We start from the raw sequence: 14,472 nt of genomic DNA on the forward strand, positions 1-14,472 counted from the left end.
CACCGCGTAGGGTGGGACCACCATGTCCAAGAAGACGTTCGAGCAGCTCTTCACCGAGCTGCAGCACAAGGCCGCCAACGGCGATCCCGCCACCTCCCGTACCGCAGAGCTGGTCGGCAAGGGCGTCCATGCCATCGGCAAGAAGGTCGTCGAAGAGGCCGCCGAGGTCTGGATGGCCGCCGAGTACGAGGGCAAGGAGGCGGCTGCCGAGGAGATCTCCCAGCTGCTGTACCACGTCCAGGTGATGATGGTCGCGCGCGGGATCTCCCTCGACGACGTCTACGCCCACCTTTAAGCACCACCAGCTCAGAACCACATCCCACCACGCGAAGGAAGCCGACCTCATGCTGCGCATCGCCGTCCCCAACAAGGGTTCACTGTCCGGCCCTGCGGCGGAGATGCTGCATGAGGCCGGCTACCAGCAGCGCCGGGAGAGCAAAGAGCTGCGGATCGTCGACCCGGAGAACGAGGTCGAGTTCTTCTACCTCCGCCCCCGCGACATCGCGATCTACGTCTCCTCCGGCCGCCTCGACATCGGCATCACCGGCCGCGACCTGCTGATCGACTCCGGCGCCGACGCCGAGGAGATCCTGCCGCTGGGCTTCGCCCGCTCCACCTTCCGCTTCGCCGCCAAGCCGGGCACCGCCGACGGCGTCCAGGACCTCAAGGGCAAGACGGTCGCCACCTCCTACGAGGGCATCGTCGCGGGGCACCTCGCCGACCACGGCATCGACGCCTCCGTCGTCCACCTGGACGGCGCCGTCGAGACCGCCATCGAACTGGGCGTCGCCGAGGTCATCGCCGACGTGGTGGAGACCGGCACCTCGCTGCGCAACGCGGGCCTGGAGGTCTTCGGCGAGCCGATCATGAAGTCCGAGGCCGTCGTCATCCGCCGCACCGGCGCCGACGGCGAGGAGCCGAAGGTCCAGCAGTTCCTGCGCCGCCTCCAGGGCGTCCTGGTCGCGCGGACCTACGTGATGATGGACTACGACTGCCGCGTCGAGCAGCTGGAGAAGGCCGTCGCCCTGACGCCCGGCCTGGAGTCCCCGACCGTCTCCCCGCTGCACAACGAGGGCTGGGTCGCCGTCCGCGCCATGGTCCCCGCCAAGGAGGCCCAGCGGATCATGGACGACCTGTACGCCATCGGCGCCCGCGCCATTCTGACCACGGCCATCCACGCCTGCCGCCTCTGAGGGGCGACCTGCCGCCTCCGAGAACCCGTCAGCACCCGAGAACGAGATGTCCGACGTGCCCACCCTCCCCGTGACCTTCCGGCCGAACCTGACCCGGGCCATCCTGCTCACCGCGGGCGTGGTGATCCTCCTGGTCATCTCCGGAGTCGCGATGCTGCTGGACATCGGCCCGGGGGAGCGGGTCAGCTTCGTCGTCACCGGCGCGCTGATCTGCTGGGTGCTGACCCGGCTCGCCCGGGTGAAGGTCGTCGCCGAGGAGTCCGGGGTCACGGTCGTCAACATCGCCGGCCGGCGGCGTCTGGCCTGGGCGGAGATCCTCCAGGTGAACCTCCGCCCGGGCGACCCCTGGGTGTTCCTCAACCTCAGCGACGGCACCAGCCTGCCCGCGCTCGGCATCCAGCCGGGCATCGCCAGGGACCGCGCCATCGCCGACGCCCGGGCCCTGCGCGCCCTCGTGGAGCAGCGGTCCGCCCACGACCCCGAGGGGCCTCAGGGCTGAGTCGGGGCTCACTCCGGGCCCACTCGGGGGCGTCTGCCCTGCCGCTCAAGGCCCGGTCTTGATTAATCTGGTGGCGGAGGCGAAACATCACGCCTCCGCCCCTGTGGCACCGCCCGGTGCACAGGGGTTCCTGCAACCCGAGGAGTGACTCCCTCCGGCGATGGACGGATCGTCCTGTAGTACCCGCGCCGTCCCCTCCCGACATACCGCGGACCAGCTCCGCGTGTACGCGGAGGCGGCGGCATCATGACCATCCCGCTGCTGCTCCTCGGAGCGGCTTTCCTGTTGATTCTCGCCAACGGCTTCTTCGTGGCGGCCGAGTTCGGTCTGGTGACGGTCGAGCGCCCGGACGCCGAGAAGGCCGCCGCCGAGGGTGACAAGCGCGCCCACACGGTCGTCGAGTCGCTCAAGGAGCTGTCCTTCCAGCTCTCCGGCACCCAGCTCGGCATCACCATCACCTCCCTCGTCGTCGGTATGCTCGCCGAGCCGGCCCTCGCCGATCTGCTGCGCGGCCCGTTCGCCGCGATCGGCGTCCCCGACGGCGCCGCCTCCGGCCTCGCCGTGGTCGTCGGCATGCTGTTCGCCTCCGCGCTCCAGATGGTGGTCGGTGAGCTCGTGCCCAAGAACTGGGCGGTGTCCAAGCCGCTCCAGGTCGCGAGGTTCGTGGCCGGGCCCCAGCACCACTTCGCCCGCCTGTTCCGGCCGGTGATCGCCGCGCTCAACACCGTCGCCAACCGGCTGGTGCGCGCGCTCGGCGTCGAGCCCGCCGAGGAGCTGGCCTCCGCCCGCACCCCGGGCGAGCTGGTCTCCCTGGCCCGGCACTCCGCGCAGGCCGGCGCCCTGGAGCAGGACACGGCCGACCTGTTCGTGCGCACCCTGTCGCTGGGCGAGCTGACCGCGCAGCACGTGATGACCCCGCGCGTGAAGGTCAGCGCGCTCCAGGACTCGGCCAGCGCCGAGGACGTCGTGAACCTCACCCGCGCCACGGGCCTGTCCCGCTTCCCGGTCTACCGGGAGAAGATCGACGAGATCGTCGGCATGGCCCACCTCAAGGACGCCCTCGCCGTCCCCGTCCACGACCGGCTGCGCACCCCGGTGAGCCGTATCGCCCGCCGCGCGCTGCTGGTCCCCGAGACCTTGCCCGTCCAGCCCCTCCTCGCCCGGCTGCGCAGCGAGCAGCCCATCGCGGTCGTCGTGGACGAGTACGGCGGCACGGCGGGCGTGGTCACCCTGGAGGACATCGTGGAGGAACTCGTCGGCGAGGTCCGCGACGAGCACGACCGCCAGGACGTGCCCGAGCTGGCCGCCGCCCCGCCCGAGGACGGCAAGCCCGCCTGGGACGTGGACGGCAGCTGCCGCGTCGACATCCTCCAGCGCATAGGCCTCGACGTGCCCGAGGGGCCGTACGAGACCGTCGCCGGACTCGTCGCCGACCTGCTCGGCCGCATCCCGGCCCCCGGCGACCGGGCCGAACTGCCCGGCTGGCGGCTCTCGGTCCGCCAGGTCGGCCACTACCGCGCCGAGCGGGTCCGCCTGGTCAGGACGGTCCCGGCGCCGGGTGTCATGGAGGCCGCCCGATGAGCGTCCTCCAACTCGTCTTCGCCGCGCTGCTCGTGCTCGCCAACGGCTTCTTCGTCGGCGCCGAGTTCGCGCTCGTCTCCGTGCGCCGCAGCCAGATCGAACCGCTCGGCACCGCGCGGGCCCGCCAGGTGCTGTACGGCCTGGAGCGGCTGCCGCAGATGATGGCCGCCGCGCAGTTCGGCATCACCGTGTGCTCCCTGACGCTCGGCGCGGTCGCCGAGCCGACGGTGGCCCACCTGCTGGAGCCGGCGTTCGAGGCGATCCGGCTGCCCGACGGCATGATCCACCCGCTGGGCTATGTCATCGCCCTGGCCGGCGTCGTCTTCTTCCACCTCGTCATCGGCGAGATGGTCCCGAAGAACCTCGCCATGGCCGCACCGGAGAAGGCCGCGCTGTGGCTCAGCCCCGGCCTGGTCTACTTCGCCCGCCTCTGCAAGCCGATCACCGTCGCCCTCGGCGCCTGCGCCCAGGGCATCCTGCGGCTCTTCCGCGTCGAGCCCAAGGACGAGGTCGAGGCCGTGGTCACCAGCGAGCAGCTCAACCGCCTGCTGGAGGACTCCGGCCAGGCGGGCCTGCTCGGCCCGGAGGAGCGGGAGCGGCTGGAGGACGCCCTGGAACTGGGCTCCCGCCCGGTCACCGACGTCCTCCTCAAGCGCGAGTCGCTGGTCACGGTGGCCCCGTCGGTCACCCCGGGAGAGATCGTCGCCCTGACCGCCCGCACCGGCTACTCACGCTTCCCGGTGGCGGCCGAGACGGGCGCCTTCATGGGCTATGTGCACGTCAAGGACGTCCTGGACCTGGAGGACTCCGACCGGGCGGTGCCGCAGCACGTCTGGCGCCCGATGGCGACCCTCCGCGCGGAACTCCCCCTGGACGACGCCCTGACGGTGATGCGCCGGGCGGCCACCCACCTGGCCCAGGTGGCGGACGCACACGGCAGGGCCCTGGGCCTGGTCGCCCTGGAGGACGTACTGGAACTCCTGGTGGGCGAGGTACGGGACCCGGCCCACCGGAAGACCACGGAGGTGAAGCTGACGGAGCCGAGGGTGAGCGGGGAGCCGGAGCAGGCGTTCGCCACGTAGACCGTCGTCGCCCGAGGGTGCGCGGGGAGCGGAGCCGCATGTCGGCGCAGCCCCGCGCCCCTGGGGTGTTTGCTCCGGGCGTACCTACATGCCCGCCGGATCCTGCGGCCCCCGCCCCGACAGCACCTCCCCGTAGGCCTGCATGAGATCCGGCAGCCGCAGCGTCGCCAGGTCCTCCCGTGACAGCGCCCCCGGATACACCGACAGCCGCAGATCCCGGTACGCGCAGCTCTTCTCGTACAGCGTCCGCAGGAACCGCCCGTTGCCCAGCTCGTCGATCCACCCCTGGTCGACCACGTGCCCGGCGATGGACCGCAGCTCCTCCAGCGCCTCCTCGTCCCACAGGTCGCCGTTCTCCGCGGCCAGCACCTTGCCGATCTCGGTGAGTTCCAGGGGCCGGTAGGAGGGGAAGTCGACGCGCGTGGTGAAGCGGGAGGACAGTCCGGGGTTGGCGGCGAGGAGCCGGTCCATGCCCTCCGGGTAGCCGGCCAGGATCACCACCAGGTGGTCGCGGTTGTCCTCGGCCCGCTTCAGCAGCACCTGCAGCGCCTCGTCGCCGTACGCGTCGCCCTTGCCATAGCCGGAGTTGGACAGAGAGTACGCCTCGTCCACGAACAGCACCCCGCCGATCGCGGAGTCGATCAGTTCGTTGGCCTTCACGGCCGTCTGGCCGAGGTACTCGCCGACCAGATCGGCCCGCTGGGCCTCCACCAGATGGTCGCCGCCGAGCAGCCCGAGCGCGTAGAAGACCCGGCCCAGGATCCGGGCGACCGTGGTCTTGCCCGTGCCCGACGGCCCGGAGAAGACGAAGTGCCGCTTGGGCGGCTGCACCGGCAGCCCCTGCCCGGCCCGCAGCCGTGCCATGTTCAGCTGCGCCGACAACGCCTTGACCTGGCGCTTGACCGGCTCCAGGCCCACCATGCGCTCCAGCTCGGCGAGCGCCTCCGCGAGCAGCGCCGGGTCGGTCGGCCCGGCCGGGATCGGTGACGAGGGCACGCCGGTCTTCATCCGCACCGCCGGATCCCCCACCGACGGCAGGGGACCGGCCGGCGGTTCGGGGTCGGTCAGCCGCAGATCGCGCCCCTCGGTACCGAAGAGCGGATCGAAGCCGTCCGGTCCGTCCACCGCGTCCTGCCCGGCCCCGGTGAGGGTGATCGCGGCGAGGTCGACCGCGTCGACCCCGTCCTCGTATCCGTCGCCCTCGGCGATCGCGGCGAGGCGGGCCGCGGTGTCCATGAACGCGGGGTCGACCCGGTGCACCGCCCGGTACAGGGGCAGGGCGGCGGCCGAGCGGCCGGTGCCCTCGTGGGCGCGGGCCAGCCAGTAGCGCAGCTCCTTGCGCTGCGGCTGTTCGCTGCGGCAGCGCATCAGCGCCGCCGACAGCAGCGGCTCGGCCTGCCCGTACATCTCCAGGCGCACCCGGGCCATGCCGCCGAACAGGCCCGCCTCTATGCCGAGGAGGGGGTCGTCGAGCAGCGGGTCGGTGTGCCGTACCAACTGGTCCCAGTCCTTGACCAGATAGGTGCGGCAGGCGTGCAGGAAGCGGACCTGAGGATCGGTGTCCACCGGCGGAAGCCCCGCGAGCGCCCGGTCCAGCTCCGGCACGTGCCGGCCGTCCAGCCAGTGCGAGGCGTGCGCGAGCAGCAGGTCGCGCGGGCTCTCCAGCACCGGCTGCACCCACCAGCCCAGCCAGTACCAGGAGTTGAGCGATCTGCGGTGCCGGGCACGCTGCTCCCCGAAGCGGTCCCGGTGCCGGAACATCCTGAGCAGCGCGGTCGTCGTGTCCACCCGTAAGGCGTGCAGCCCGAGCCAGGCGTCCGCCATGCCGGAGTCCATCCGGACCGCGGCCCGGAACTCCTCCTCGGCCTGCGGATAGGCCCCCATCGTGTAGGCGTCCACACCTCGCAGCCAGGCGAGGTCGGCCGGGGCCGCGGGGCCCTGCGTGCCGAAGTCCATCACGTCCCCCCACAGACCGTGCCCCCGTGGTTCACCACCGGGCAGTCGCCCGACGGCCGCCGCGCTCGAACCGCTGTGCTGCGGACCGGAGTTGCAGGTGCGCAAGGCACTGCTCGAAGGTCGCACCGAGGGCATCGTACCCGCGGCACGACCGTGCGCCGAAGGGTGGCGCAGGGGCCCGTTCGACGAGGTGGGAGCGGACGGGAGCATGCGGACGGCAGAGGGGGAGCGGGCCGTACGGTGACCGAGGGTGAGCGCGGAGGCGCGCGGGGCGTCCGGAAAACGGCACGCGGGCAGAACGAAGCCCCCGATCACGGGGGAACAACCGGGGGCTTCGCGTTTGTGGGCGGCTCCAAAGGCCGCACATTGAGAACGTAAGACCTGTACGGCCCCCCGGTCAAGCGCAGTTGGGGCACTTGAAGAAGTTCTCGAATCGCGATCTTCACAACTTCAGCACATCGCGGATGGTCCGTCACGGTGAGTGACCTCCTGGCCTGTCACACGAGGCGACCCCGGTCCCGGCAGCACCGTGTACCCCTCGGGTGTCTGCATGACCAGAAGATCGGCATGGGGGCGTGAAGGGTCGGCGGTGAAGTGCTCGTGCTCCGCCGTGACCCACCTGTCCCAGAACTCCCGCTGCTCCGCCCCGTCCCGCAGCCGCCCGCGCGCCCAGGAGTCCTCGTGGGGCAGCTCCATCCACAGCAGTCGCGCCAGATGCGGGCGCAACGCCCGGCGGCCGGCGCCGACGCCCTCGATCAGGACCACCGGCGCGGGCGGCAGGGGGCGCGGCGCTGTGAACGCGCGGGTGCGCCAGTCGTAGGGGGTGTAGTGCGCGCTCTCGCCGTGGGCGAGCGGCTCGATCACCTGGGCCAGCAGCCGTCCGGTCCAGTCGAACAGCTGTTCGTGGCTCGCGATGTCGTCGAGGTGCAGCACCGGGGCCCCGCCCAGCGCGGCGGCCAGCCGGCCCGCGAAGGTGGACTTTCCGGAGCCTGCGTGCCCGTCGACGCCGATCAGCCGGACCGGCCCGAGAGACGGGGGGAGCCCGCGCAGCCGGGCGGCGAGGTCGTGAATGGCGATTCCCGTGGTGTGGTGCGGTGTCGGGGGTTTTCCGGAAACAGTCTAGTGGTGCCGCGTACCGACGGGACCGGCGGGTGGGAAATCGTCACTTCTTGAACCATCGGCTGGCGGCCAGTCAATCCCCTCGATAAACATCCCGAATCCGCTGACCGATATGTCGAATTCGGCGTTCCGAGTGTGCCCGCCGCTGAGTATGGTGCCTCCAGCGCGCAACTGCGATGTGTCGAACGGGGACGGACAGGGGAGCATGGCCGCGGGGTTATTCGAAGGGCACTATGTATGGCATCCGGCGGCTGACGACCGTGTCCTGGCGAGCGTATGCGTCGACGTGCGCGCCGGGCGTTATCGGAGCGCGCACGAAGCCCTCGCCGAGACGCGTTCCGACTTCGGGCTGCGGGCGCACCGCTCGCTGGTGCTGGCGTCCGAGGCGGCCGGCACCGACCTGGTCGAGCGCTGGCTGGCCGAGGAGCCGTCGCCCGAGGCGGCGCTGATGTGGGCCCGCGTGGCGGTGCAGCGGGCGATGCGGGCCGCCGACGCCCACGACGAGCGCGCCGAGGCGCTGGAGCGGATCGCGCTGGCCGCCTGTGACCGGGCCGCCGCCGTCGCCCCCGACGATCCCACCCCCTGGGTCGCCAAGCTGGCCATGACCCGCCTGCACCGGCTGCGCGACCCCGCCCCGAACGGGCTGCTCACCGCCCCGCCGGGCCCTTGGCGGCTGTTCGCGCACGTGTTGTCCTTCGACCCGTGGCACCGCGAGGCCCACCACCGGTTCCTGTCGTTCTTCTTCGCCCGCCACGGCGGCTCGGTCAACGCCGCCTGGGACGTGGCCGCCTTCCTCAGTCAGCGGGCGCCCGTCAACTCCGCCCTGCGGCTGCTGCCCCTGGTCGCCCTGGTGGAGAGCTACAACCCCACCCAGCTGCTGGCCGGCCGGGTCTGGGAACAGCCGCAGTGGCGCTCCACCGCGCTGGCGATCTACCGCAACTGGCTGCCCACGGTGGCCGGTTACCGCTTCACCCCGGTGCTCGACCTGGCCTACCTCGCGCACGCGCTGATCATGGGGGAGCGCGAGTTCGAGGCCCGGGCGGTGTTCACGGCGATGGGTCCGTACGCCTCGCGCATGCCCTGGAGCGCCTTCGGTGACCCCGCCGAGCAGCTCTCCCGGGCCCGGCGCGCCTGCGGCCTGCCCGTCCCCGGACCCCTCTGACCCCGCACGTTCCCCTGCTCCTGCCTGCTCCTCCCCCGAGAGAAAGGTCGATCTGTGTCGGAACGGACTCCGGCGTCACGGGCGACGGTCCGCGACGCGGCCCCGGTCGTGCTCGACGATGACGCCACCCTGCATGCGATGGGCTATCCGCGGAAACTCACCCGGCGTTTCCAGGCGTTCGACAATTTCGCGATCTCCTTCACCATCATCAATATCCTTTCCGGTATTTTCTCGTCCTTCGGATACGGCATGAACGCGGGCGGGCCGCGCATTCTTGTATTCGGCTGGATCGGCGTGTCCGTCATGGTGCTGTTCATCGGTGCCGCAATGGCGGAAGTCGCCTCGGCCTATCCGACGAGCGGCGCGCTGTATTTTTCCGCCGGTAAACTCGCCAAGCGGCACAAAGGTGCTTGGTCCTGGTACACGGGCTGGCTGAATTTCGTGGGGCAGATCGGCGGCACCGCCGCCACGGGCTACGCGGCGGCCACCTTCATTCAGGCCTTCATCGCCCTGCAGTGGACCTCGTACCGGCCGACGGTGCACCAGACAGTCCTGATCACTGGCTTGATCATCGTGCTCCAGGGCCTCGCCAACACCTACACCGTCCAGCTCGTCGCCGTACTGAACCGCATTTCCGTGTGGTGGCTGCTGATTGGACTCGTGGTGATCGTGAGCACACTCATAGTGATGCCCGACCATCATCAGTCGGCGTCCTTCGTGACCCATTTCGAGAACAACACCGGCTTCACCAACGGACTTTACGGCGGCATGCTCGGCCTGCTGGTCACGAGCTGGACCTTCACGGGCTTCGACGGCAGCTTCCACATGTCCGAGGAAACGGTCCACGCGACGGTCAACGCGCCCAGGGGGATCACCCGGTCCATCGGCTATTCGGCGATCACCGGCCTGATCCTGATGCTGGCACTGGTCTACAGCATTGGCGACTACGACAAAGTCGCCGGCTCGGCCGCGCCGCCGGTCCAGATCCTCATCGACGGCCTGGGCCTGCGTACCGCCAAGCTGATGCTGCTGATCGTGATCGGCGCGATGCTCTTCTGCGGGCTCGCCAACCTCACCAGCAACACCCGGCAGATCTTCGCCTTCTCCCGGGACGGCGCCATGCCCGGCTCGCGCTGGTGGCACTCGGTCTCGCCGCGCACCCGTACGCCCGTCAAGGCGGTGTGGCTCGCGGTGGTCTGCTCGCTCGCCCTGGTCGTGCCGGGCTGGTGGTCGCACACAGCGTTCACCGCCATCGTCAGCGTCAACGTGGTCGGGCTCTTCCTCGCCTACGCCGTGCCGATCTTCCTGCGGCTGCGGCTCGGCGCCGAGTTCCAGCCGGGTCCCTGGCACCTGGGCCGCTGGGGCCGGCCGATCGGCTGGGTGGCGGTGATCTGGATCGTGCTCAGCAGCGTCCTGTTCATGCTGCCGCAAGCCTCGCCGATCACCGCCGACTCCTTCAACTACGCGTCGATCGCCCTGGCCGTCGTGCTGCTCGTGGCGACGGTGTGGTGGTTCGCCACCGCCCGCCGCCGCTTCCAGGGCCCGGTCAGCTACGGCCGCCCCGACGAGGTCGCCGCGATGGACCTCGTCTGACCTCGGTTTCCTCGGCCCCGGCGCACGGCACTCGCCCACGTCGGGGCCGTGCCCTGTCCGGGCCACGCCCGGGCCGGCCCTCCACCGGTCAGCCCCCTTCAGTGGACGGGACCAATATTCATGGCGTGGCATGAGCCGAAGTGCTGGCAGGGGCATGCCGCCTGCTCCATAGTTGGCCCACAACCGTGCACCGGATCATCCCGAATCGGACACCTGGGGGTAATCGCGCCCATGAGCAGAGCCCAACAGCCGTCCCGCAGAACCGTCCTCGCCGTCGCCGTGGCCGCCGCGGTGGCCGGGGGAGCGGCCCCCGCCGCCGCGAACCCGCAGACCTCCGGCGGCGAAGGCGGCGACTCCGGCCAGGCACCGGCCCGCACCGTCGACTACTGCGCCTGGACCACGTACCGCGACTGGCGGTGCGGCACCGCCCAGGGCGTCCGGGCCGTCTCCGGCCTCCGCCCCGCCGTCGAGATCGGCACCGCCGCGGGCCGCACCGACTACACCGACCCGCACACCGGCACCACCGCCACCTGGGAGTACGCCACCTGGACCTCCCCGGTCCAGCAGCTCACCGTCCCCGCGACGGAGGCCATCGCCTCCTGGAACGCGCACACCCCGGCCGGCACCTGGCTCCAGGTCGAGCTGCGCGGCACGTACACCGACGGCACCGACACCCCCTGGTACGTGATGGGCCGCTGGGCGGCCGGGGACCAGGACATCAAGCGGACCTCGGTGGACGGCCAGAGCGACGGCAAGAGCACCGTCTGGACCGACACCTTCGCCATCGACGACGCGAGCACCGGCCTGCGCCTCGCCTCCTACCGCCTGCGGCTCACCCTCTACCGCACCCCGGGCACACACCTGACCCCGACCGTGTGGCGGCTCGGCGCCATGGGCTCCGACATCCCCGACCGCTTCACCGTCCCGGCCTCCGCCCCGGGCCTCGCCCAGGAACTGGCCGTCCCGCGCTACTCGCAGGAGATCCACAAGGGCCAGTACCCCCAGTACGACAACGGCGGCGAGGCCTGGTGCAGCCCCACCAGCTCGCAGATGATCGTCGAGTACTGGGGAGGCCGGCTCACCCCCGAGCAGCTGTCGTGGGTGGACCCGTCCTACGCCGACCCCCAGGTCGACCACGCGGCCCGTTTCACCTACGACTACCAGTACCAGGGCTGCGGCAACTGGCCGTTCAACGCCGCCTACGCGGCCGGCTTCCCGGACCTTCAGGGCGTTGTCACCCGGCTCGCCTCGCTGACCGACCTGGAGACCCTGATCGCGGCCGGCATCCCGGCCATAACGTCCCAGTCCTTCCTGAAGACCGAGCTGACCGGCGCCGGCTACGGCACCTCCGGCCACCTGATGACGGTGATCGGATTCACCGCGGAGGGCGACGTGATCGCCAACGACCCGGCCTCGCCGAACGACCAGGCGGTGCGCCGTGTCTACCTCCGGAGGGAGTTTGAGAACATCTGGTTGCGGACCAAGCGGTACAACGCCTCCGGCAAGGTCGTCTCCGGCACCGGCGGCGTCTGCTACCTGTACTTCCCGGCCCAGCCGAGCCCGCGCCAGCGCAAGGCGCTGGAGGCGGTGGGCGTGCGCTGACCCTGTGAGCAACGTCTCCGCCGCAAACGGTGCAGCGGGTGGCAAAGTGGATGGATGGCGGGGGGTTTCAGCCCGTACGTCCCGACGTCTGTGAGAAACCATGACCGCACACCCGGCCGCCGCCACCCGCGCCCGCACCGGCGGCCCCCAGGAAGACGGACCGAAGATCCTTGAGCACGTCATGGGCTGGGTCCTGGTCGCGGTGGTCGCGATGTTCGTGACCCAGCTCGGACTGATCTGAAACCGGTCCGGAGCGATCCGACCCCGGCTCCGACTGCTCTGATCGGTCAACTGTGCGACCCTTGTTCTGACATACTGCGGCTGTCCCGCCGATTGCCTAGACCAGGGCCGAAGTTGAATATGCGTCAACAGCGTGCCGCCGCCGCTCCCCGGGCGCGCGGCACCGAGCGTTCGCAGGCGCGGCGCGCCGAACTGATCGCCATCGGGCGGAGGCTGTTCGCCGACACGTCCTACGACGCGCTGTCCATGGACGACATCGCCCGCCACGCGCAGGTCGCCAAGGGGCTGATCTACTACTACTTCCAGTCCAAGCGCGGTTACTACCTGGCCATCATCCAGGACTCCGTCGCCGGCCTGGTCAGCGTCGCCGGGAGCGGTCTCGAACTGCCGGCCGTGGAGCGCGTCCACCGCACCATCGACAGCTACCTCCGCTATGCCGAGCACCACCAGGCCGCCTACCGCGCGATCGTCAGCGGCGGGGTCGGCTTCGACGCCGAGGTTCACGCCATCCGGGACGGCGTGCGCGAGGCGATCGTCGCCACCATCGCCGAGGGCGCCTACGGCCGCCGTGAAATCTCCGCACTGGCCCGCATGGGGCTGCTCTCCTGGGTGTGCAGCGTCGAGGGCGCCGCCCTGGACTGGATCGACCGGCCCGGCCTGTCCCGTGACGTCCTGCGAGAGCTGCTGGTGAAGACGCTCGGCGGGGCCCTGCGCGCCATCGAGGAGCTGGACCCCTCCTATCCGGCCCCGCCGCCGGCCCGCCGCGACGACTGACGGCCGGTTTCAGGGGTGCGGAACGCCACTGTCCGATTCCTGAAGTAAGCGGTCGTTAACTGGTGACGTGCGGTCGTTGATCGGGCATACTCACAGCGCAGCCGCTGGTCAGCGGCCTCCGAGACCCGGAGGCGGCGCCTTCGGCAGAACCGGAACGATCAGGCGGAGCGCCCCCACCCAGCGGGTCAGACCGCCGGTGCCCGAACAGGGAGGAGACCGACGCCATGTCCGACCGTGACCCGCAGCCGGTGGAGCGTCAGCTGCCCACGGAGGAAGCGCGGGACCTGATCTCGCTCGTCCGTGAGATCGCCCAGCGTGAGATCGCGCCGAAGGCGGCCGAGGAGGAGGACGCCGCGCGCTTCCCGCGCGAGATCTTCACCCTGTTGTCGGAATCGGGCCTGCTCGGTCTGCCGTACGACTCCGAGTACGGCGGCGGCGAGCAGCCCTACGAGGTCTACCTCCAGGTTCTGGAGGAGCTGGCCATGGCCCGCCTCACCGTCGGCCTCGGTGTCAGCGTGCACACCCTCGCCGCCTACGGGCTCGCCACCTACGGCTTCAAGCAGCAGCAGGTCGAGCACCTTCCGGCCATGCTCGGCGGCGGCCTGCTCGGCGCCTACTGCCTCTCCGAGCCGTCCTCCGGCTCGGACGCGGCCTCGCTGCGCACCAAGGCCGTCCGGGACGGCGACCAGTGGGTGATCAACGGCACCAAGGCCTGGATCACGCACGGCGGCATCGCCGACTTCTACACCGTCATGGCCCGCACCGGCGAGGCGGGCCCTCGCGGGATCACCGCCTTCCTGGTGCCCGGCGACGCCGAGGGCCTGAGCGCCGCGGCCCCCGAGAAGAAGATGGGCATGAAGGGCTCGCCCACCGCCCAGGTCCACTTCGACGGGGTCCGGGTCGGCGACGACCGGCGCATAGGCGAGGAGGGCCAGGGCTTCTCGATCGCCCTGTCGGCCCTCGACTCCGGGCGGCTCGGCATCGCGGCCTGCGCGATAGGTGTCGCCCAGGCCGCGCTGGACCAGGCGGTCGCCTATGCCACCGGGCGCCGGCAGTTCGGTCGGGCCATCGCCGACTTCCAGGGCCTGCGCTTCATGCTGGCCGACATGGCCACCCAGATCGAGGCCGGCCGGGCGCTGTACCTCGCGGCGGCCCGGCTGCGCGACGCGGGCAAGCCCTTCTCCAAGCAGGCCGCCATGGCCAAGCTGCACTGCACCGACACGGCCATGAAGGTCACCACGGACGCCGTGCAGATCCTCGGCGGCTACGGCTACACCGCCGACTTCCCGGTCGAGCGCTACATGCGCGAGGCCAAGGTGCTCCAGATCGTCGAGGGCACCAACCAGATCCAGCGCGTGGTCATCGCCCGTCACGTGGCGGGACCTGAGAGTCGCTGAACTGCCCCCTGAGGACCGTCGGGGCCGCCAGCCTGACCCACTCCGGGTCGTGGCGGCCCGGCAGGGTGCGGCCCCGGTCCGCCCAGGTGCGCAGCAGATCACGGTAGATGGGCGGGTCCGCCTGCGAAGGCGGCGGCGGAACCGATTCTGCGGGGCGGGGGACGAAGACCCGGCGCTGACGCCCGGTTGCCGGATACATGAGGGTCATGCCTGGGCAACGCGGAGGTTGCCGGACAGGTCACCGCCGTGCGCATTCGAGCGTGAGTTCACAGCC

Annotated in this window: 13 protein-coding genes; 11 read left to right on the forward strand and 2 right to left on the reverse strand. The window is 71.0% G+C overall.

Going from position 1 to position 14,472, the window contains the following annotated elements; all coding sequences use genetic code 11:
• The first annotated feature begins 22 nt into the window (after window positions 1–22).
• From ACWD3E_RS22445 to ACWD3E_RS22465, 5 genes are all read left to right on the forward strand, one after another.
• Window positions 23–295: a phosphoribosyl-ATP diphosphatase gene (locus ACWD3E_RS22445; protein ID WP_158919248.1), complete on the forward strand. Its 273-nt coding sequence runs from the start codon at window positions 23–25 to the stop codon at window positions 293–295.
• A 49-nt stretch (window positions 296–344) separates the two neighbouring features.
• Entirely contained in the window at window positions 345–1,193 is an 849-nt protein-coding gene (gene hisG, locus ACWD3E_RS22450) for an ATP phosphoribosyltransferase (RefSeq protein ID WP_451349379.1), read from the forward strand.
• A gap of 46 nt (window positions 1,194–1,239) precedes the next feature.
• Window positions 1,240–1,692 (forward strand): PH domain-containing protein, encoded by a 453-nt coding sequence (locus tag ACWD3E_RS22455; protein WP_451389298.1) that lies wholly within the window; start codon window positions 1,240–1,242, stop codon window positions 1,690–1,692.
• Window positions 1,693–1,938: 246 nt separating this feature from the next.
• Window positions 1,939–3,273 carry a hemolysin family protein gene (locus tag ACWD3E_RS22460; RefSeq protein WP_451389299.1) on the forward strand — a complete coding sequence of 445 codons (1,335 nt, stop codon included), beginning with the start codon at window positions 1,939–1,941 and terminating at the stop codon, window positions 3,271–3,273.
• A complete protein-coding gene (locus ACWD3E_RS22465) occupies window positions 3,270–4,355 on the forward strand; it encodes a hemolysin family protein (protein WP_451389300.1) in 1,086 nt (361 codons plus the stop codon). The genes ACWD3E_RS22460 and ACWD3E_RS22465 overlap by 4 nt, the downstream gene beginning before the upstream one ends.
• 84 nt (window positions 4,356–4,439) lie before the next feature.
• Here ACWD3E_RS22465 and ACWD3E_RS22470 read toward each other — a convergent pair whose 3' ends face one another.
• Both ACWD3E_RS22470 and ACWD3E_RS22475 read right to left on the reverse strand, forming a co-directional pair.
• Window positions 4,440–6,311 (reverse strand): AAA family ATPase, encoded by a 1,872-nt coding sequence (locus ACWD3E_RS22470; RefSeq protein WP_451389378.1) that lies wholly within the window; start codon window positions 6,309–6,311, stop codon window positions 4,440–4,442.
• Window positions 6,312–6,761: 450 nt separating this feature from the next.
• Window positions 6,762–7,382: a uridine kinase family protein gene (locus tag ACWD3E_RS22475; RefSeq protein WP_451389379.1), complete on the reverse strand. Its 621-nt coding sequence runs from the start codon at window positions 7,380–7,382 to the stop codon at window positions 6,762–6,764.
• A gap of 253 nt (window positions 7,383–7,635) precedes the next feature.
• Here ACWD3E_RS22475 and ACWD3E_RS22480 point away from each other — a divergent pair, with 253 nt between their 5' ends.
• The 6 genes from ACWD3E_RS22480 (at window position 7,636) to ACWD3E_RS22505 (ending at window position 14,198) form a co-directional block, all read left to right on the forward strand.
• Window positions 7,636–8,592, forward strand: coding sequence for a hypothetical protein (locus tag ACWD3E_RS22480; RefSeq protein ID WP_451389301.1), 957 nt, complete (start codon window positions 7,636–7,638; stop codon window positions 8,590–8,592).
• 54 nt (window positions 8,593–8,646) lie between these two features.
• Window positions 8,647–10,185: an amino acid permease gene (locus ACWD3E_RS22485; protein ID WP_451389302.1), complete on the forward strand. Its 1,539-nt coding sequence runs from the start codon at window positions 8,647–8,649 to the stop codon at window positions 10,183–10,185.
• Between the two features lie 231 nt (window positions 10,186–10,416).
• The gene (locus ACWD3E_RS22490) at window positions 10,417–11,787 is read left to right on the forward strand and encodes a peptidase C39 family protein (protein WP_451389303.1); all 1,371 of its coding nucleotides are present in this window, start codon (window positions 10,417–10,419) and stop codon (window positions 11,785–11,787) included.
• A gap of 100 nt (window positions 11,788–11,887) precedes the next feature.
• The gene (locus tag ACWD3E_RS22495) at window positions 11,888–12,028 is read left to right on the forward strand and encodes an SCO1431 family membrane protein (protein WP_451389304.1); all 141 of its coding nucleotides are present in this window, start codon (window positions 11,888–11,890) and stop codon (window positions 12,026–12,028) included.
• A 113-nt stretch (window positions 12,029–12,141) separates the two neighbouring features.
• On the forward strand, window positions 12,142–12,801 hold the full coding sequence (locus ACWD3E_RS22500; RefSeq protein WP_451389305.1) for a TetR/AcrR family transcriptional regulator: 660 nt from the start codon (window positions 12,142–12,144) through the stop codon (window positions 12,799–12,801).
• Window positions 12,802–13,025: 224 nt separating this feature from the next.
• Complete coding sequence (locus ACWD3E_RS22505) at window positions 13,026–14,198, forward strand: acyl-CoA dehydrogenase family protein (protein ID WP_451389306.1); 1,173 nt, start codon at window positions 13,026–13,028, stop codon at window positions 14,196–14,198.
• Window positions 14,199–14,472: the final 274 nt, after the last annotated feature.

Source organism: Streptomyces sp. NPDC002676, assembly GCF_053592455.1.